General features: G+C 40.1%; 19 protein-coding genes, 1 pseudogene and 1 riboswitch. Of the genes and pseudogenes, 12 read left to right on the forward strand and 8 right to left on the reverse strand.

Annotated features, from left to right (window positions below; all coding sequences use genetic code 11):
- Positions 1 to 4 precede the first annotated feature (4 nt).
- Positions 5 to 907 (reverse strand): alpha/beta hydrolase, encoded by a 903-nt coding sequence (locus MKY45_RS11525; RefSeq protein WP_341172940.1) that lies wholly within the window; start codon positions 905 to 907, stop codon positions 5 to 7.
- Positions 908 to 1,655: 748 nt separating this feature from the next.
- On the opposite strand from MKY45_RS11525, the gene MKY45_RS11530 reads away from it, so the two are divergent.
- The 5 genes and pseudogenes from MKY45_RS11530 to MKY45_RS11550 all read left to right on the forward strand — a co-directional run bounded on the left by MKY45_RS11530 (position 1,656) and on the right by MKY45_RS11550 (position 6,232).
- Positions 1,656 to 2,054 (forward strand): c-type cytochrome, encoded by a 399-nt coding sequence (locus tag MKY45_RS11530; RefSeq protein ID WP_042533922.1) that lies wholly within the window; start codon positions 1,656 to 1,658, stop codon positions 2,052 to 2,054.
- A gap of 218 nt (positions 2,055 to 2,272) precedes the next feature.
- A pseudogene (locus tag MKY45_RS11535) lies at positions 2,273 to 4,144 on the forward strand (serine hydrolase domain-containing protein).
- A gap of 99 nt (positions 4,145 to 4,243) precedes the next feature.
- Positions 4,244 to 4,798: a plasmid pRiA4b ORF-3 family protein gene (locus tag MKY45_RS11540; RefSeq protein WP_341172941.1), complete on the forward strand. Its 555-nt coding sequence runs from the start codon at positions 4,244 to 4,246 to the stop codon at positions 4,796 to 4,798.
- The gene (locus tag MKY45_RS11545; protein WP_341172942.1) at positions 4,799 to 5,764 is read left to right on the forward strand and encodes a DUF7309 domain-containing protein; all 966 of its coding nucleotides are present in this window, start codon (positions 4,799 to 4,801) and stop codon (positions 5,762 to 5,764) included. It abuts the gene before it with no gap.
- A 117-nt stretch (positions 5,765 to 5,881) separates the two neighbouring features.
- Positions 5,882 to 6,232, forward strand: a complete 351-nt coding sequence (locus MKY45_RS11550) for a hypothetical protein (RefSeq protein ID WP_052485059.1) — start codon at positions 5,882 to 5,884, stop codon at positions 6,230 to 6,232.
- 79 nt (positions 6,233 to 6,311) lie between these two features.
- Here MKY45_RS11550 and MKY45_RS11555 read toward each other — a convergent pair whose 3' ends face one another.
- From MKY45_RS11555 to MKY45_RS11580, 6 genes are all read right to left on the reverse strand, one after another.
- Entirely contained in the window at positions 6,312 to 7,271 is a 960-nt protein-coding gene (locus MKY45_RS11555; protein WP_341172943.1) for a bile acid:sodium symporter family protein, read from the reverse strand.
- Entirely contained in the window at positions 7,268 to 8,653 is a 1,386-nt protein-coding gene (locus MKY45_RS11560) for an FAD-binding oxidoreductase (RefSeq protein ID WP_042533927.1), read from the reverse strand. Before MKY45_RS11560 ends, MKY45_RS11555 begins: the two co-directional genes overlap by 4 nt.
- Before the next feature lie 262 nt (positions 8,654 to 8,915).
- Positions 8,916 to 9,557 (reverse strand): ABC transporter permease, encoded by a 642-nt coding sequence (locus MKY45_RS11565; protein ID WP_042533929.1) that lies wholly within the window; start codon positions 9,555 to 9,557, stop codon positions 8,916 to 8,918.
- Positions 9,557 to 10,465 carry an osmoprotectant ABC transporter substrate-binding protein gene (locus MKY45_RS11570; RefSeq protein WP_341172944.1) on the reverse strand — a complete coding sequence of 303 codons (909 nt, stop codon included), beginning with the start codon at positions 10,463 to 10,465 and terminating at the stop codon, positions 9,557 to 9,559. Before MKY45_RS11570 ends, MKY45_RS11565 begins: the two co-directional genes overlap by 1 nt.
- Before the next feature lie 16 nt (positions 10,466 to 10,481).
- A complete protein-coding gene (locus tag MKY45_RS11575; RefSeq protein ID WP_042533932.1) occupies positions 10,482 to 11,129 on the reverse strand; it encodes an ABC transporter permease in 648 nt (215 codons plus the stop codon).
- A gap of 17 nt (positions 11,130 to 11,146) precedes the next feature.
- On the reverse strand, positions 11,147 to 12,295 hold the full coding sequence (locus tag MKY45_RS11580; protein ID WP_341172945.1) for a betaine/proline/choline family ABC transporter ATP-binding protein: 1,149 nt from the start codon (positions 12,293 to 12,295) through the stop codon (positions 11,147 to 11,149).
- A gap of 258 nt (positions 12,296 to 12,553) precedes the next feature.
- On the opposite strand from MKY45_RS11580, the gene MKY45_RS11585 reads away from it, so the two are divergent.
- The 7 genes from MKY45_RS11585 (at position 12,554) to queE (ending at position 17,693) form a co-directional block, all read left to right on the forward strand.
- A complete protein-coding gene (locus MKY45_RS11585) occupies positions 12,554 to 13,144 on the forward strand; it encodes a GbsR/MarR family transcriptional regulator (protein WP_042533936.1) in 591 nt (196 codons plus the stop codon).
- A complete protein-coding gene (locus tag MKY45_RS11590) occupies positions 13,134 to 14,018 on the forward strand; it encodes a BKACE family enzyme (RefSeq protein ID WP_341172946.1) in 885 nt (294 codons plus the stop codon). The genes MKY45_RS11585 and MKY45_RS11590 overlap by 11 nt, the downstream gene beginning before the upstream one ends.
- A gap of 10 nt (positions 14,019 to 14,028) precedes the next feature.
- Positions 14,029 to 14,997: a 3-hydroxyacyl-CoA dehydrogenase NAD-binding domain-containing protein gene (locus MKY45_RS11595; RefSeq protein WP_042533941.1), complete on the forward strand. Its 969-nt coding sequence runs from the start codon at positions 14,029 to 14,031 to the stop codon at positions 14,995 to 14,997.
- Positions 14,984 to 15,457, forward strand: a complete 474-nt coding sequence (locus MKY45_RS11600) for a thioesterase family protein (protein WP_042533943.1) — start codon at positions 14,984 to 14,986, stop codon at positions 15,455 to 15,457. Before MKY45_RS11595 ends, MKY45_RS11600 begins: the two co-directional genes overlap by 14 nt.
- Positions 15,458 to 15,708: 251 nt before the next feature.
- Positions 15,709 to 15,754, forward strand: a riboswitch (PreQ1 riboswitch).
- Positions 15,755 to 15,836: 82 nt separating this feature from the next.
- Complete coding sequence (queC, locus tag MKY45_RS11605; RefSeq protein ID WP_289585259.1) at positions 15,837 to 16,505, forward strand: 7-cyano-7-deazaguanine synthase QueC; 669 nt, start codon at positions 15,837 to 15,839, stop codon at positions 16,503 to 16,505.
- The gene (gene queD / locus MKY45_RS11610) at positions 16,505 to 16,972 is read left to right on the forward strand and encodes a 6-carboxytetrahydropterin synthase QueD (RefSeq protein WP_289585258.1); all 468 of its coding nucleotides are present in this window, start codon (positions 16,505 to 16,507) and stop codon (positions 16,970 to 16,972) included. Before queC ends, queD begins: the two co-directional genes overlap by 1 nt.
- Positions 16,965 to 17,693: a 7-carboxy-7-deazaguanine synthase QueE gene (queE, locus tag MKY45_RS11615; protein ID WP_193062104.1), complete on the forward strand. Its 729-nt coding sequence runs from the start codon at positions 16,965 to 16,967 to the stop codon at positions 17,691 to 17,693. Before queD ends, queE begins: the two co-directional genes overlap by 8 nt.
- Before the next feature lie 111 nt (positions 17,694 to 17,804).
- Here queE and MKY45_RS11620 read toward each other — a convergent pair whose 3' ends face one another.
- A complete protein-coding gene (locus MKY45_RS11620; RefSeq protein WP_341172947.1) occupies positions 17,805 to 18,563 on the reverse strand; it encodes a sulfite exporter TauE/SafE family protein in 759 nt (252 codons plus the stop codon).
- Positions 18,564 to 18,868: the final 305 nt, after the last annotated feature.

Raw genomic sequence — 18,868 nt, forward strand, 5'->3', positions numbered from 1 at the left:
TACATCAGCTGTTTGTTATAATATCTACTATTTTTTTGGTTGCTTCTCTGGCCTCTGGAATGGGGTAAAGCACAAAGATATGGTTCATTTCCGGATATTCAAAATAATTAATGTGGATGTCTTGCGATGCAGCCATCTCTTGAAATTTTTTAGCATCTGGTAAAAGAACTTCATGTGTCCCAATAAACAAAGTAATTTCTCCTATCCCATGTATCTCTCCATTTATCGGACTTAGTAAATAATTATCTCGGTCAGTACCTCCTGCATATGCCTTTCCCATTTGAATCAGCCCATAGATACCTAACATCGGGTCTTTAGGTTCGAGTTCATGAGCTTCTGGATTTTTCATCGTAATATCAAGCCAAGGCGAAATTAATATGATATGTCGGGGCTGTGGTAGCCCCTGTTCCAAAAGCAATTGTGCTAATGCTAATGCAAATCCTCCGCCAGCAGAGTCACCCATCAAAATAATATTATCGCTATCGGTTGTTTCTAACATCCATTTGTATATTGGAAGCACTTTTTCGAAAGACTCTTTATAATGATGATTGGGTGCTTTTGGATAAATAGGAACATATATGTTAGCTTTGGTTTCTCTTGCTACTTTCCCAAGAAAATGCCAGTGATATAACGAGGGCTGCTTGATATAACCGCCTCCATGCAAATAGAGGATGGATTTTCCTGAGTGATTCTCTTCTTGATTAAAGATATACCATTCCATTCCATCAAACATCTTTTTTTCAATGTTGAACCTTGTCTGGATATATTTTGGCAGGTCATATGGTTTCTCATTTTCTTTTTGTTTTTCTTTTAGAAACGATTTGAATAATTGAGGATCGGTAAAACTGTCTTTATTACTCAGCCGTGTAAGTATACGTTCCGCAATCCGGCTTTGAAAACTTCTCATATTCTTTTCCTCCTGTAGGTCACTATTCACCAGCGTTTAATAAACCTCGGACAATACGCAGGGGGGGCCTCACTTATAATATCCATTTCCTAATTTGTAAAATATGTATCCATCAGGAATACCTGCTGTTGACTTTTCTTATCTTTATACTAGCAGTAATCGTTTAGCTTTGTACAACCATTAGCACTTTTCTTTGTAAGCATAAATCCCCGTATAACTTCATTTTTAAACAAAAGGGAATGGCTGTATCCTTGAATTTCTATCTTACCGTTCTCGATTATGCACTTTTTACATGAATACAAAATGTCTGTCTCTATTATAATATATAAACTGCAAATTCTACATACCATATAGGTATATGCTGCTCTCCATTATTTAACGTTTTTATAAAATTTAACTCGCCTACCGAATTGAAACCATCAACATATTCCTGTCATTTTACCTAATCATTATTCTCTTTATTCTTTAAGCTTTTGGGTAAGATGATTAGCACCAGCTGTTATAGAAAAAATGATATATGTTTTTCTTGTTAAGGGGGATTATATAAGCATATATAAAGCTTTAAAAAGAAAAGAGGAGTAAAATGAAAATTGAGAATATAATGTAACATTATTGGTTCAATCACATTTTCGGGGTCTCCATTTACTGGCTTCTTCGAGATAATCATGAAGTTGATTTGATACGAGATAGCCTATTCATTACCCGTATTTTGTGAAAAATTCAAATCATCCAAAGGAGGAGAAGTAAGTTGAAAAAATTCTATCTTTTGTTTTTAGCATTCACTTTAGCAATTGTACTTGCGGCTTGTGACGGTGATAATGGCAGTGACAGCGGTGATGAAGGGGCTGATAATACGGAAAACAGTGAGGAAACGGAATCATCTGATCCAGGGGGAGAAGCGGAAGATGGAGAATCTGCAAGTATTGAAACTGGAGAAGAAGTTTTTCAAAATAATTGTGCCAGCTGTCATGGTCAAGATTTGTCAGGAGCAGCCGGTCCAAATTTAACCGAAGTTGGCAGCAATTATTCACAGGATGAAATTGCTGATATCGTTGAAAATGGAACAGACGGAGGAATGCCGGCCTTTCCGGATCTTGGTGATGATGATTTGGATGAACTTGCGAAATGGCTGAGCGAGCATAAATAATATAGTGCAATGATCAGAAAAACAACAGTTCCCATGCAGCTGTTGTTTTTCTTTTGCCATATCCGTAAATAAAAAGGGATTTAAAGACTCTCTGAAGAAGTATGAATATATAAAAATCATTTTGGGGCGGAGAAGCTTTGTAATGTGAACGTTATTTCAAAATAATTGGCCAGTTTATTTAGAAGCTTATTTAACCAAAAAGAGAGAAGGGTAGCAAGATGATAAAAAGAATCAGTATTTTTCTTCACATAGTTTTTTTCAGCTTATGTTTTCCCTATACTTTTTCAGCGGCAGAAAATACAACGCCATCTGGTATTCCAATAGAAGAACTGGAGCAGTTCGTTGACGAATATGCTGAAGAATACATAGGTAGCACTGTAGCAGGAGCGGCAATCATTGCTATTAAAGACAATCAAATTGTTCTATCTAAAGGATATGGGTATGCCGACGTAGAAAATCAAATTCCAATGAATCCGGATACAACTGTTCTCGAATGGGGATCGATTACAAAATTATTTGTATGGGTCTCTGCGATGCAGCTTGCTGAACAGGGAGAACTGGATTTAGAGGAGGATATACGAACTTATTTGCCGGAGGAATTTTTGACCAAATTAAATTACGATGACCCCATTACCATCTTGAATTTAATGCATCATAATGCAGGCTTTGAATAATATATTTTTGATTTGCTGTTTGAATCTCCGGAGCAGTTGGTTGACTTGGAAGAATCCTTAAAATTAGCAGAGCCGGAACAGGTTTATAAGCCTGGAGAAGTTGTTGCTTATTCCAATTACTCAACTTCTTTAGCAGCTTATATTATTGAAGAGATTACCGGACAGCCGTTTTATGATTATGTGAATGAGCATATTTTTGATGAATTGGAAATGAATCATTCCACCATGCATTTACCTGTAGAAGATAATCAGGAAATTACGCGTCATAAAGGGATAGGTTATTTTCCTGGAGAGAATGGTGATTTTATGGAATCACAGTCTTTTTATATTTCTATGTATCCCAGCGGGGGAATAAATGGAACAGCAGCCGATTTAGCAAAGTTCGCACAGGCTTTGATGCCGTCTGAACCAGAAAAGACTTCTTTATTCCAAGAAGACCAGACACTTCAAAAATTACTTACAACAAGCTATGCTCCAGAAGAAGGAGTTCCCGGACTTGCTCACGGTTTTTGGGAATATGATGGCGAATACAGAGGATTGACCCATTCCGGTAATACGGTCGCTTACTCCAGTAATATGCAAATTGTTCCTGAAGATAATTTTGCGATTGTCATCTTAACTAATCAAGCAGATGAAATCGATCTTTTATTTGGTCTGACAGATGAATTAGTGGGCAGAGGGGATCAAACAGTTCGAGAAAACCTCCCGCCGGCTGCTGAAGTAGAAGGATCTTATTTATCGGCACGCCGTACGTTTAATGGTTTTATGAATCTTTACGCATATCTTGCACCACTCGATGTTAAGCCAATGGATGACAATGAAATTGAATTGGATTTAGCAGGGTTCAAAGCAACTTATGTACAAACAAGTCCTTATGTTTATAAATTAAAAAGCGGAGATGACGTATTTATACCAAGTAATGTCATGTACTTTCATGTAAATGATGGGATGTCCGAACAGATTTCAACTGCTTATGCGGATTATCTTCCTATGGACAAAAATACTCCTTTTCTGCTCATTAGCTTAGGACTGTTTATTTGGTGCATGGTTTATTTTTTAATTTCTCCTTTTGTGTTAATGGTGCTGGCATTTTTTCGAAGGAGACGAAAACGAAAAAAAGCGCCAATTGCAAAGTGGAATTGGTTATTAATGCTATCTGGAACTTTACTGGCAGTGAATATAGCGGTTCTGATTATCCGTATGCTATCTAACCCGATGCGCACCTATTCCGAGCTGCTGCCACACTTTATAGGGAATTATCTCTTTACCGCGACCAGTATTATCGCTGTTGTAATGATGATTTTGGTCAGGAAAAAAGCTCCGTTGTCCAAAATGCAAAAGACCGGCTATCTGCTAACGGGTTTCAGCAGTATTCTGTTTATTATTTGGCTGATTATCTGGCAGATGTACGCATAAAAATAGTTGCATTTTTTTACTATGAAAGCTTAAGTTAAATGTGAAAGCTATAATAGAAAATGAACAGACAAAATGAAAATAGAGAGAGGGTGTATTTTCTTGGTTCTTCAATTAAATATTCAAGTAAAAGATGTGAACCCCGCGAAACAGCGAACACTAATCGTATCGGAACAGAGTACTTTTGAAGAATTGCATCTATTCCTGCAGACTGCATTTGCGTGGTCTGACGAACATTTGCACTTTTTTTCACAGAAAGGTACCTCGATTGTGCCACAAGCAGGAGATCTACTTGAACAGACAGGGGCCGTTGATGAAAAAACGGCGATCTTAACGGATTTCTTGAAAAATCCCGGTGATAAGCTGACCTATATTTATGATTTGAATCTGGATTGGCAGCATGAGATTATTTTGGAACAAAAAGTGGAGCTGCCGATGGATCTGCCATTACCATTCTGTCTTGCGGCAGAAGGGAACCAGCCTTTGGAAAAAGGTTTCGAGAATACGTATACGTTTTCCGACAATGAGGAACTTGTAGAATACATCAATCATCAATTAAGTGTGTTTTACGAAGACTGGCTTCTTGGTGAAGAAGGCGCTGAGGAAATAGAGCCGGATGAATCGGAATGGAATCAATTATTTGATGCAGCTGATTAAGTGAAAGAAAAACAACCATGGCTTGAAATTCAAGATAATCAATTTATTGCAGTCTGGTCAGATAGGGTAAATGATTATGTCTATTGTTCCATCATGGGGAATGCAGGAGAAAGTTATGGCGTTTCCGGTTTTCTGGGTAGCAGAGGGTTATTATCTTATCTGGATCTGCTGGATGACGATCCATTTGATGATAATTTAGCAGTTGTTTTCATGCAGTATTCTCTTACGGTTAATTTTAATAGCAGAGAGGAATTGAATGAGGACGAATATGATTTAATTAAAAGTCTCAACAGAAAGTATCGCGGGAAAAATCAATGGCCTTCATTTACCAGCATGATTCCGGATACCGTCCCATGGAGTTTTAATCAAGAAGAAAGTTTGATTTTCACAGAAGTGATGTCTAAACTGGAATCATTCCTTTCACGTACGGATAATCTGTCTAAAATAACTCCGAGCTTTGATAGCGGCAAAATACTCGCTTTAAATAAAGAAGGCGAACAAATCATTTTGTCAACATTTGATCTGGTTGAAAAGGCTGTCCAAGACCCTGATTTAGAATTGGATATGTCAGAAATAGAATGGAAACGGATGAGGAATAAAATAGATAAAATCAATGGCGTGGAGGCGGAGCTGGCATTCATCCAAGCAGGAGAGCCGGTACAGAGGACACCTGAATCCCGGCCATTTCTTCCATATATCCTTGTACTTCTGGATCGACAAACGGGAGCGGTATTACATTATGATTTAGTAGACTCGATTTATTACTCAGAAGGTATCCAAGAAAAAATATTTCAGCTTTTCGAAAAAATAGAAGCCTTGCCGCAAGCGGTCCATATGTTTGATGATTTCTTTGCAACACATGCGGAACCGTTGTTTGATAAATTGTCTCTTCCTTTAGTAAAAACCGAAGAATTACATGGGATGAATCAATTTATTCAAATGATGGAAGAGGATAAGCCTTTTTAGGAAGCTTCTGAGTATAAATAATAGAAACATCCTTTCTTTGTGATGCACATACACATAGAAAGGATGTTTTTCTATCATTTGATTGAATTGAAATAAAAAAGAACAGGAGACCGGTATATGAAGAGATCCATTGAAATAAGCCTAAGCCTCCTTGGCGGGTTATCTTATATATTATCAATCGGATTGTACATGGAAACCATCGATAAGGCATATGGAGATTCAAATCATTTGGGCGGATTATTAGAAGCATTTACCATCGGTTTCGGCATTATGGGGATAGCAATTATCATTTGCATCCTTGCCATTATATGGTTTAAAGGGGATAAGAAATCAAAAGCTGCTGGCATTATACTGCTTATTTTTGCAGCGGCTACGTTACTTATCACCTATGGCGGCGTATTTATCGGGGCTTTCTTTTATATGATTGCGGGTATATTTGGGGTTGTACGTCAAACAAAGACTGGTTAAGTGTCTATCTATAGCAGGTAACACCGTAAAAAATCCAAGCCGAAATTTCAGCCTGGATTTTTTTATGGTAGAATTGACCTCAATTTGCTTTTTTTAATTTCACATCTCTTTTATCGGGTGATTTATTTGCCCAAATGGTTGCGATAATCGGCCCGGAAATATTATGCCAAATCGCACCCCAGACACTTGGTAAGGCCGCAAGCGGACTGAAATGCGTTGTTGCCAAGGAAACGCCGAGCCCTGAATTTTGCATGCCCACTTCGATGGAAATGGCTCTCCGATCATTTTCGTTAAGTCCTATCAAACGGGCAGTAAAATAACCTAAAAATAATCCGAAGCTATTGTGTAAGAACACTGCAGCAAATACAAGTGCTCCTGCAGAAGCAACATTGGCAGCATTGGCAGCTGTTACTGCTGTTACGATAATCAAAATGGCTGTAACGGATATTAACGGAACAACGGCAATACTTTTTTCTACGGCAACAGGGAAGAAACGCTGTACCAAGAAACCAAGAATAATAGGGATAATAATAACTTGGATAATGGACAAAAACATGGCTACCGGATTAACGGGCAGCCATTGACCGGCTAATAAATAAAGCAGTAATGGTGTCATAATTGGAGCCAGCATCGTTGAAAAGGAAGTCATCGCAACTGACAGGGCAACGTTTCCTCTTGCTAAATAAACCATCACATTGGATGCGGTGCCTCCTGGGACAGAGCCTAATAAAACAAGTCCGGCTGCAAGCTCTGGGGGCAGCCTTAATAAATAAGCGATACCAAAAGCAACAAGGGGCATAATTGTATATTGTGCCGCTATGCCGATAATTACCGGCAATGGTTTTGTAACAATTAATTTGAAATCAACAGGCTTTAATGTCAGCCCCATACCAAACATAACCACGCCAAGCAAGAGTGTAATAAAGCTTCCAAAAACAAGGAAGGCGGAAGGGAAGATAGACGAAATAACAGCTGCTATAATGACAAGTACTGCAAAATATTTACCGGCTAATGCGCTTATCTTCTCTAATGTTTTCATAGCTTATCCTCGTTATCGATATCTACTATTTTAGTAGGATTTAAGATATTATTTGGATCTAACGCTTTTTTAATATTTGTCATAACGTCGAGAGCTGCTCCATGCTCCACGCGTTGATAAGGTTTCTTTCCAACGCCGACACCATGCTCACCTGTACAGGTTCCGCCTCGCTCCAGCGCATACTGAACGACTTTTTCATTAAATTGTTTTGCTTTTTTAACTTCTTCTTCATTCTCCATATCAATCATAATCAATGAATGGAAGTTTCCGTCACCGACATGCCCTAATATCCCTCCTGGAATAGCTAGTTTTTTTAATTCTTCTCCGGCATAGATAACGGAATTTGCTAATTCTGAAATGGGAACAGCAACGTCTGTCAGCATCATTTTTTTACCGACATAATCATGAATATAAGCGTATGCCAAATTGTGCCTTGCATCCCATAAACGGTTACGGGCGGCATTGTCTGTTTCCGAATTAAAATGGTCACAGCCGTGATCTTGCATAATTTCCTTAGAAAATGCAAGGTCTTCTTGTAAACCAGATTCATTTCCGTGAAATTCCAGGAAAAGCGTCGGCTTAACAGGATAATTGGTTTCACTGAATTTATTGATTTGTTCCACTGAGGCTTCATCTACAAACTCCACTCTGGCGATAGGGATGCCTGCGTGCAAAATAGAAGTTACCGCTTCGATGGCATTCGTCAGACTCGGAAACGTTGCCCGCGCAGCAACAATATGTTCTGGTATGCCATATACCTGAAGCGTCAGTTCGGTAAAGCAGCCAAGTGTTCCTTCAGAACCAATGAAAAGACCGTTCAAATGATAGCCGGAAGCAGACTTTGCAGCCAAATTCCCTGTATGAATTACACTCCCATCCGCAAGAACCACCTCCATATCTCGAACCTGATCACGCATGACGCCGTATTTTACGGTTGTGGTACCGCTGGCATTGGTTGCTGCCATCCCGCCAAGCGTTGCGTTTGCGCCAGGGTCAACGGTGAAAAAGAGACCATATTTCTTTAATTCTTTATTCAGCTGCTCTCTTGTTACACCCGGCTGGACCCTGACAAGTAAATCACCTTCTTTTATTTCCAGAATCTGATTCATTAATGAAAAGTCTATGGTAATACCATTTTTATAAGGGATGACATGTCCTTCTAAACTCGTCCCAACTCCAAATGGCGTTACCGGCGTTTGGTATTCTTGGGCAATCTCCATAATATGCGTAACATCCTCAGTTGATTTTGGGAAAACAACGATATCCGGAAGACTTGTCTGTTGATAGGTTTCGTCTTTGCTATGTAGCTCTCTCACCGTATCATTGTCAGAGATTTGATCGTGCGCTAATTTTGTACCTAATGCTTGTATTACTTGTTTCATAGCTTTACTCCTTTCAATCGTTAAAATGGAAAATCCGTTGTAAATATATCCTGCTATAAGGATAATATGTATTATCCTTATTATAAAGATTTTTCAGATTAATTCAATGATTTAAAAAAGAAATCCTGCTGGATAGGGGACTAGTCCAGAAAAGTTGCATAAAGCCATTTATAAAACGTAAACATCCCGGCTTGTTTATGTTAATTCTGGTAACAAGCCGGGATGTTTGAACACACATGTATAATGATTTCTATTATTTATTTTACTTCACTGGGTTCAGCATTCTTTCAATCTTACCCATAATTAAATCTGCTGCAATTGCCATCAAGGCTGTAGGAACAGCACCTGCTAAAATAATCGCTGTTCCATCGGTAGCGTTTGTTCCGCGCACAATAATAGCACCAAGTCCTCCGGCGCCGACAAACGTTCCAATTGCTACAACGCCAATCCCAACAACAAGTGCTGTACGAATTCCAGCCATCATGACACTGATAGCAAGGGGTAATTCTACTTTCATCAGCAGCTGGAACCGTGTCATTCCTGAAGCGTAGGCAGCTTCCTTCACTGTTTGATCAACCCCGGTTATCCCTACATAGGTATTTTGAATAATTGGTAATAGGGAATAAAAAAACACAGTTGTTACGACGGTTGTTGTTCCTAATCCCATCGCAACCATGGTGATGGCCATAAAACCTAATACAGGAATAGTTTGAATAATACTTCCAAGTGTGAGTACCCACCCACTTAATTTTCCATATCTGGCAATAAGCACACCAATAGGGATGGAGACGATGGAAGCAAACAACACGCCATAAGCGGCCATTAAGAAGTGACGGTAAAATTCTGTCCAAATATAAGAACCATTTTGAGATACATAGGTTATCAATTGCTCCCAGACACTCATTACATGCCCTCCTTATCTTCAAAGTAGTTGTTTTCTTCCAGAAACTCGCGGGCAATGGTGGCAGGACTGACTAATTCCACGTCACCTTGATAGTTCATTTCCTGCATATCCTCTGTTGTTACGGTATCGCTAAGCTTTTGCATGACTTCTTTGATTTCCGGATTTTCCTCCAAGATTTCATTTCTCGCTACAGGAGAAGCATCGTAAGGAGGGAAGAAGTCATCATCCAATACTTTTAAATCATACGCCGCAATTCTTCCGTCTGAAGAATAACCAAGAACCGCGTCCATATTACCGGAAGCAGCAGCTTCATATACTAAGCCTATTGCCATTGGATAGACATTGCCGAAAGCAAAGTGTGTTTCTGTAAAAGCCTCGTACCCGTCACCTGAACGGTTGACCCAGGCATTATCTACACCAAAATTCATGTCATCGGCAAAAGGCTCCAGATCATCCACATGTGTAATGTTTTCTTCATCTGCAAATTCTTGTGTAATGGAAATCGTATAGCTGTTTTCGAAACCGTAAGAGTCGCCCCATGTCTGGTCAAATTTTTCATCAAATTCCCGCTGTACGATTTCCATCGCTTCCTCAGGGTCAGTAATATCTTCGTAATTTAAGACGCCGGCAATATCTGTGCCGGTATATCTGGTAGCAGTCATATCTACTTCCTCCTGCATCATTGCTTGATGAAGGACCATCGTTGATCCTAAATTCGTTACTAACTCCGTATCTAAATCTGTATAATGCTCAATCATCTGAGACAGTATATTACCCCAAATTTCGGATTCTACCGTATCTAAGGTTGCAATTCGAACCGTACTTTCTGAAGGCCCACTGAGACCTGGCAGGGCACATCCTGAAAGGAGCAGCGCCGAAAGAAGGGGAATCAGCAATAATTTCTTCATTTATAATCCTTCCTTTTTAAACAGTTTTCCTTAAGGCTTTAGGTGTTAATCCTTTTTCAAGAAGCGATAATAATCCGCTGGCAAGTAAAGCCAAAATCGTTGCCGGCACAGTACCTAAAACAATAAGCTCAGGCTGATATAGATTCAGACCATCGAAAATAAGATCACCTAAACCGCCGCCGCCAATAAATGCTGCCAGTGTTGCCCAGCCGATTAAATAAACGGTTGCGAACCGTATGCCTGACATAATAACAGGCAAAGCAAGAGGGAGCTCAACTTTTCGGATAACTTCAAAGGTGTTCATTCCCATGCCTTTACCCGCTTCTTTTAAACTTGTATTTACTTCCATGATGCCGGTATACGTATTTCTAAGTATGGGAAGTACGGAATAAATAAATAAAGCAATAATCGCAGGTACAACACCTACGCCTAAGAAAGGCATCAAAAAAGCTAAAATAGCTAAACTTGGAACAGTTTGTAATATCCCGACAAACGAGATAAACCGATCCGCTGTTTTATTCGGTATGCGAGTGAGTAAAATTCCCAAGGGGACCGCAACCAGTATACCTAAAACAATCGCAGCGATAGAAATGTACATATGTTCTCCTGTTTTTTCGAGCAGCTCCCATCCATAGGATGCAAGTGTATCTCTAATAGCTTGCATTATTTTTTGCCTCCTTTTTATTCTATAGCAGTAATATCTTCTGTTTCATCGCCCCAAATAGTGTTAAAAACCATATCGGCAAGGGTCGCCCTTGTTACGATTCCTGCTAATTTATTATTATCTGTTACAACGGGTACGTAACTGCTGCCACGACGAAGCATACGATGCATTGTATCCCGGAGCAGACTGTTTTTATCCACGGCATATTTTGCTGTATCCATCGCTTCATGAACATAGCTTTTCTTTTTATAATTGGAGTCGACCATTTCAATATCAATGTATCCTTTTAAAATTCCAGCTCCATCAACTACTAACAAGGAGTCGACACGATTGGCATGCATTTTTTGAATAGCTTCTTTTAAGCTGCTTTCTTCTTCAATCGTAATCGGGTTTGGATTCATAATTTGTTCAACGCGTGTTACTTCCGGGCGGCTTTCTAATAACCGGTCTTTTCCGATAAAGTCTTCTACAAACTCATTGGCCGGATGGCGAAGAATATCATCTGGTGTGCCGACTTGAACGATTTCTCCTTGATTCATAATCACGATTTTATCAGCAAGTTTTATCGCTTCATCCATATCATGGGTAACAAAAACAATCGTTTTATCCATTTCTTTTTGAAGTTTTTTAAACTCCTCTTGTAAGCTGTCACGAGTGATTGGATCAAGCGCCCCAAATGGTTCGTCCATTAAAATCAATGAGGGATTCGTAGCTAACGCTCTCAGTACCCCGATTCGCTGCTGCTGTCCTCCGCTTAACTCATGTGGGTAACGATCTAAATAATCCTCTGGCAGGTCAACCAGTGAAATAAGTTCTTTTGCCCGTTCTTTCTGTTTCTCCTTATTCCATTTTAAAAGCGATCCCACAAGAGAGATGTTTTCTCCCACAGTCATATGGGGCATAAGACCAATTTGCTGAATAACATATCCAATGGATCGACGTAATTGGACAGCATCCTGCTTGAGGACATTCACGCCGTCTACAAGAATTTCTCCCCCGGAAGGTTCAATTAACCGGTTAATCATTTTCATCGTAGTTGTTTTCCCGCACCCGCTTGGGCCGATAAAAACAACAAATTCTCCTCGTTCTACTTTCAGGTTCAGTTTATGAACGGAAGGAGTATTATTTCCTTCGAATTTTTTAGTTACTTCTTTAAATTCAAGCACTACAAGCACCTCCATTGCTTATTCCGTAAAACTAAAATTTAGACTTACTCAGTATAATAAACAGACAGGTAAAAATGAAAATCCGAAAAAAGCGATTTAAACCGTAAAATCTGTGCAATTTAAACTTTACAAAGTATACAGTGCAGTTTATCTTAGAATTGCTTACTTTTACGCTCATTTACTATCAAACTTGATTTTTCCAATTTTATTTAATCCGTGTTACAGTGACACATATACAAGTTAAAGGGGAGCTTGACGATGGAATCATTTTCAAATAATCAATTGCTTCAAGAAATCAAATCCTGCGAAGAACTGCTCACAGATCGAATCGCAGATAACATGGAAACGTTCGGCGTATCCTCGACAGTCGGACGGCTGCTTGGCATTATCTATATGAATCGCGAGGCAATGACATTAGATTCACTGGCTGAAGAAACTGGAATGAGTAAAACAAGAATGAGTCAGGTCATGCGACAGATGATCTCATTTAATATCGCTGAGAAAGAATACGTGAAAGGCAGCCGCAAAGATCATTACAATGTAGAACGCGATTATGCACAAACATTTATATCCTTATTTACAAGTAACTGGTCAGAGGTTGTAAAACGTAATACGAGTTTAGAACGCCGTCTCAGAGAACAAATTCGTCATTTAGAAACTTTTTTGACAGAGGATTCCTCAGAAGAAGTAAAAGTTCGAATGGAGAGATTACAGCAGGAGCTGGATGAATGGAATGCCTATTATAATTGGATAAATAATCTTGTTGCGTTTTTTGAAAGTGGCGAGATTTTTAACCATGTTCCTATTGTCACCCCAACCAAAAAGGAGGAAGCAAAAAATGAAGAATAAACGAATCATCACTGCAGCACTGACTGGTGCAGGTGATACAACAGAGAAAAGCAGACATGTTCCAATTACGCCAAAAGAAATTGCGGAATCTGCTATTGAATCAGCAAAAGCAGGTGCTGCAATTGCACATATCCATGTTCGTGATCCCAAGACAGGGAAACTCAGTCACGATGTGGCCCTTTTTAGAGAAACCGTGGAACGAATCCGTGAATCCGATACAGATGTGATTATTAATATTACGGCTGGCGGGGGCGGCGACTTTGTTCCAAATCTAGAAAATCCAACTTGTGGAGGAGAAGGGACTGATATTCAGACACCAAAAGAGCGTCATGAACCGGTCGGGGAATTGCTTCCGGAACTCACCACCTTGGATTGCGGCAGTTTAAACTTTGGCAATCAGGTTTATTTAGGGCCGGAAGACTGGCTTCGGGAGCACGCAAAGCTGATTAAAGAAAGCGGCGTAAAACCCGAAATGGAAGTATTTGATACAGGACATATCCGTCTTGCTAACCAATTAATTTCTGAAGGACTAGTAGAAGGAACACCAATGTATCAATTTTGTCTTGGTATTCCATGGGGCGCTGATGCGGATGCAGAAACAATCGAATATATGAAAAGAAGAGTGGTTGATGGCGCGCATTGGTCAGCCTTTGGTATTGGCCGTATGCAGCTGCCGATTGTGGCACAGGCTGCTTTACTCGGCGGGAATGTCCGGGTCGGTTTAGAAGATAACTTATATTTAGAAAAAGGTGTACTTGGTACAAATGAACAGCTGGTTGATCAAGCTGTCAGCATTTTAAATAGTGTCAAGCTGGAGCCGATGACGGCTGCAGAGACAAGAGAACATTTAAATCTTAAAAAATTTAATTCCTAAGAGGTGAAATATGGCGCAAAAAACAATGGCAGTTTTAGGAACCGGCGTGATTGGCAATGGCTGGATTGCACGCTTTTTAGCAAATGGTCATAAGGTCAATGCTTTTGATCCGGCTCCTGATGCAAAAGAAAAAACAGAAAAAATGATAGATGCTATTTGGACAACATTAGAAGAATACGGAATAAGCAACGAAGCTGCAAAGGAGAATCTGACCTTCTACAACGAGCTGGAGGAAGCTGTAAAAGAAGCCGATTTGATACAGGAAAATGTTCCAGAGCAGGAAGCCTTGAAGAAAAAGGTATTAGCGCAGGTGGATGCTGCTGCTAAACCGACAGCGATTATCGCTTCAAGTACTTCTGGATACATGCCTTCTGTCCTGCAGGAAGATTGTGTGCATCACCCAGAACGAATCATTGTTGCCCATCCATTTAACCCCGTTTACTTAATTCCATTGGTGGAAATCGCAGGAGGAAAGCAGACAGAGCGCAGTTATATGGAAAAGGCAGAGGAGCTTTATGAAAGCATGCATATGAAGCCGCTTGTGATGAAAGGTGAAATTGACGGCCACATTGGCGACCGGCTTATGGAAGCAATTTGGCGTGAAGGGCTTCATATTGTCAATGATGGCGTAGCGACAACGGAAGAGGTAGATAAAGCCATTGTCTACGGCCCTGGTCTTCGCTGGGCACTGATGGGACCATTTCTAACGCTTCATTTAGCAGGCGGTAAGGACGGGATGCGGCACATGCTTGAACAATTCGGCCCTGCATTGAAGCTGCCTTGGACCCGTTTAGTGGCACCTGAACTGACGGAAGAATTAAGTGAAAAAGTGATTTCAGGGACTGCTGAACAGAGCGGAGAGATTTCTATCGATGACCTTGAACATCGCCGGGACCGTTTCTTGATTAAATTAATGGGGCTTTTAGAGGAAGAAGGCTTCTGGCCGGCAGAAAGGCTGATCTCCTATGACAGAAAGTAAACAAGTATGGAAGGGCAATGTGTTACGTGCGTGGGTAGACTATAACGGACATCTGAACGATGCATACTATGCATTGATTTTCAGTTATAGCCTCGATGCTTTCATGGATGTGATCGGTCTGGATGAAGAAGGACGAAAAGCAAGTGCTTATACCATTTTTACGCTGGAAGCGCATATTAAATATGTAAAAGAGGCGCATGAAAACGAGGAGCTGCTTACAAAGGTCACTGTGTTGAACCGGGATGCAAAGCGTGTGCATCTTTGGTTTGAAATGAAAAACAAAGAAAATGATACTGTGGCAACCAGTGAACAGATGGTGATGGGGATAGATCAGTCATCTGGACGCCCTGCGCCGTTTCCGGAATCTGTTGATGTACGGATTAATCAATTTCCAAGACTGGCAAAAGAAAACTGGCCAGCAGGGGCAAACACGCTTATGGGGATTCGTGAGAAAAAGTAAAATATACAATAGCAGCTGAAAGCAGAATTTCATGCAGTAATCTGTAATGATGCTCCCTTTATCGTGGATAATGAAACGAATAAAGGGAGCTTTTGTAATATTAAAAAGAGAGAAAAAGCAAACACTGCAAAGCCAAACTGGTTGATGAAACGTAATTTCATGTTTGAAAAAAGAAATCAGGATAACATCATCAGGAAATATATGTTATACTGCCAATTGTAAAAGAAATTGAATAAAATCTACGATACAAAGTAGAAGAGGTTCTAGCTAACACCCTCTATAAAAAACTAAGGATACCCATACCGCGCCTTAGGTATGGTTTTTTGCATTTTTCGGGTGTTTAGAATTCTCTTTTTCAAATTGGAAAGGGGATTTTTTTATGGAAAAAAATAATCGAGCAGTTGTTGTATTCAGCGGTGGTCAGGATAGCACCACCTGTTTATTTTGGGCATTAGAAAAGTTTGAGCATGTAGAGTTAGTCACCTTCGACTACAATCAGCGCCACAGCTTAGAAATTGAGGTGGCAAAGGAAATCGCTGGAGATCAGGGATTGAGACATCATATTTTAGACATGTCTTTACTGAATCAATTAGCGCCCAATGCGCTGACCAGGGAGGACATTGAAGTAGAGAATGCAGAGGATGGCGGCATACCGAATACGTTTGTTCCGGGAAGAAATTTACTGTTCCTTTCTTTTGCAACCATTCTAGCCAAGCAAATTGATGCCAAGCATATTATTACGGGAGTTTGTGAAACAGATTTCAGCGGATATCCGGATTGCCGGGATATCTTTACCAAATCATTAAATGTCACCTTAAATCTATCCATGGATGAAGATTTTGTGATTCATACGCCATTAATGTGGCTGGATAAGGCAGAAACATGGGAATTAGCGGATGAACTGCAAGCCTTTGATTATGTCAGAGAACGGACGTTGACCTGTTATAACGGGGTTAGAGGAGCAGGATGCGGAGAATGTCCTGCATGTCAATTACGCCAGCGTGGATTAGACCAATACTTAGTTAGAAGACAGGAGATGAATCAGTAATGTTCGGGTTTCGTATTGTCGAAGAGCTGCAAAAGCTGGATAAAGATATTCATAGAGAAGAATTGGCCTATCACCAAAAACGCGTGATGGTAAGTAAAGAGTTTTCCTTCGATGCAGCGCACCATCTTCATTGTTATGAGGGGAAGTGTAAGAATCTGCATGGACATACGTATCAGGTTGTATTCGGTATCAGCGGTTTTGTAGATAAGGTGGGTTTCGTAATTGATTTTGGTGATATAAAAGAGATTTGGAAGAACAAGATTGAAACATTTTTAGATCACCGTTATTTAAATGAAACATTGCCCAAAATGAACACAACTGCTGAGAATATGGTCGTCTGGATTTTTGAACAAATGGAAGCGGCAATTCAGGAACTCCCTAACCAATGCCAGGTGGAATTTGTTCGGTTATTTGAAACACCGACAAGCTATGCGGAAGCAAGACGGGAGTGGATGAATCATGCGTAAAATACCGGTCTTAGAAATATTCGGCCCTACAATTCAAGGTGAAGGAATGGTAGTCGGAAGAAAAACCATGTTCGTCCGAACTGCTGGATGCGATTACCGATGTGCCTGGTGCGATTCCGCATTTACATGGGACGGAAGCGCCAAAGAAGATATTGTTCAGATGACGAGTGAAGACATTTGGCAGCGGCTGCAAGAAGTAGGAGGAAGCTGCTTTGATCATGTGACGATTTCAGGAGGGAATCCGGCTTTGTTATCTGCTATTGATAATCTGATTGATTTGCTTCAGGAAAAGTCTATTGAGGTTGCACTGGAAACACAGGGAAGCCGCTACCAGGACTGGTTTGTAAAAATTGATGATCTGACCATTTCTCCTAAACCGCCAAGCTCTAAGATGAAAACAAACTGGGAGACGCTAGATGATATCATCCATCAATTGGAAATCAATGATCGATTAGCGCATGCCAGCTTAAAGGTAGTAATTTTTGATAAAGAGGACCTTCGTTATGCAGAAAAAGTGCATCAGCGCTATCCAAAACTGGCTTTTTTTCTGCAAGTTGGAAATGATGATTTAGAGGAAATCGAACCGCAGCAATTATCCCGGCATTTATTAAATAAATATGAATGGTTAATTGATCAGGTAGTGGCATCCACAGTGCTGAATCGTGTTCGTGTTCTTCCGCAGGTACATGCATTAGTATGGGGAAATAAGCGGGGCGTATAGTAAGGGAGATTAAAAGCTATTATCCTATTAAAAAGGCAGTAAGAGCTGTCGCCTTTTTGATAGGGTAATCTTTTCTTTCACTTTCTGGCTTTTCTCCGAATGGACAGGAATCTAAATCAATAAAATAATCCCGCCGATTAACGGCACAGCAACCATTGCAATTTTTAATATCATTGGATTCAGACGAGTGGTGAATTTCGCGCCGATATAAGAACCTATAATTGTTCCGATAACTACTTCTGCAAATAATTTCAAATCGAGAAAACCGACAGAATAATAACCGATACCGCCTACCAGTGCGATTGGTATAATAACAAGCATCGTCGTGCCTGCAGATAGCTGAATCGACAAACCAAAGAATACTAGCAACCCGATTTGGATAAACGGCGTTGAGCCAATCCCGAATGCACCTGATAGTAAGCCGGTAATGATGCCGATCCCAGCAGCTGTCATCCAAAATCTGCTTTTCGAGGAACGGTTTTTCTCAGCAAATTTTTGTGTGGCAAACTTGCCAAATCCTGCTTTTACACGAATCCACAGCAATATGGCTGATAAAATGAGCATTCCGGCAGTAAAAAATTTCAATTCACTTTCCGGGATAAAGCTTGCCAGCCTGGAACCAAAAAAAGCTCCAACTGCACCAAATAGCCCAGTTGCCAGCCCGATTTTTACCATGGTATTTCTTTCCCGCAGGTGACTGAGTGTGCCCGATAAGGATGTGAAGACCATTGCAGCGAGAGATGTTCCAAGCGCTGTGTGGATAGGAATACCAAAAACTTCCGTCAATATAGCAATAATAAATCCGGAACCGCCAGCCCCGACAAAACCAAGCAACAATCCAATCACTAACATCGTACATAAAACAATCAAAACAAAAATCCCTTTCTTTTTCTTTACTACATAAGTCATTATAGCATAGCGGGCGAGAAATTTTGGGATGAAGGCACTTGAAGTATATGTTGACAGTCTATTCAAGTTATAGTGAATACAGCTTTTACTATTATCAATATTATATTTTATTGACTCAACTTTCGTACATTAAAAAGTAACTTCATTTTTATAGAAACAGGGGTTGAAACACCCTTGACCAAGAATAAAAGATGAAGTGTAAAGCACCGCTGCGGCGGACCATTTTGCTTTCCGACGTACAGGACGTACTAGTGCAGGTCCTGGGA

This window comes from Oceanobacillus sp. FSL K6-0251, assembly GCF_038004725.1.
Classification (GTDB): Bacteria; Bacillota; Bacilli; order Bacillales; family Amphibacillaceae; genus Oceanobacillus; species Oceanobacillus oncorhynchi.

Excerpts from the sequence above, each read along its gene's own strand:
- queC (WP_289585259.1), top strand. The coding sequence starts at position 15,837 with ATGGAAAAAAATAATCGAGCAGTTGTTGTATTCAGCGGTGGTCAGGAT.
- MKY45_RS11555 (WP_341172943.1), bottom strand. The coding sequence starts at position 7,271 with ATGAAAACATTAGAGAAGATAAGCGCATTAGCCGGTAAATATTTTGCA.
- queE (WP_193062104.1), top strand. The coding sequence starts at position 16,965 with ATGCGTAAAATACCGGTCTTAGAAATATTCGGCCCTACAATTCAAGGT.
- MKY45_RS11575 (WP_042533932.1), bottom strand. The coding sequence starts at position 11,129 with ATGCAAGCTATTAGAGATACACTTGCATCCTATGGATGGGAGCTGCTC.
- MKY45_RS11590 (WP_341172946.1), top strand. The coding sequence starts at position 13,134 with ATGAAGAATAAACGAATCATCACTGCAGCACTGACTGGTGCAGGTGAT.
- queD (WP_289585258.1), top strand. The coding sequence starts at position 16,505 with ATGTTCGGGTTTCGTATTGTCGAAGAGCTGCAAAAGCTGGATAAAGAT.
- MKY45_RS11600 (WP_042533943.1), top strand. The coding sequence starts at position 14,984 with ATGACAGAAAGTAAACAAGTATGGAAGGGCAATGTGTTACGTGCGTGG.
- MKY45_RS11595 (WP_042533941.1), top strand. The coding sequence starts at position 14,029 with ATGGCGCAAAAAACAATGGCAGTTTTAGGAACCGGCGTGATTGGCAAT.
- MKY45_RS11550 (WP_052485059.1), top strand. The coding sequence starts at position 5,882 with ATGAAGAGATCCATTGAAATAAGCCTAAGCCTCCTTGGCGGGTTATCT.
- MKY45_RS11525 (WP_341172940.1), bottom strand. The coding sequence starts at position 907 with ATGAGAAGTTTTCAAAGCCGGATTGCGGAACGTATACTTACACGGCTG.
- MKY45_RS11565 (WP_042533929.1), bottom strand. The coding sequence starts at position 9,557 with ATGAGTGTCTGGGAGCAATTGATAACCTATGTATCTCAAAATGGTTCT.
- MKY45_RS11585 (WP_042533936.1), top strand. The coding sequence starts at position 12,554 with ATGGAATCATTTTCAAATAATCAATTGCTTCAAGAAATCAAATCCTGC.
- MKY45_RS11560 (WP_042533927.1), bottom strand. The coding sequence starts at position 8,653 with ATGAAACAAGTAATACAAGCATTAGGTACAAAATTAGCGCACGATCAA.
- MKY45_RS11570 (WP_341172944.1), bottom strand. The coding sequence starts at position 10,465 with ATGAAGAAATTATTGCTGATTCCCCTTCTTTCGGCGCTGCTCCTTTCA.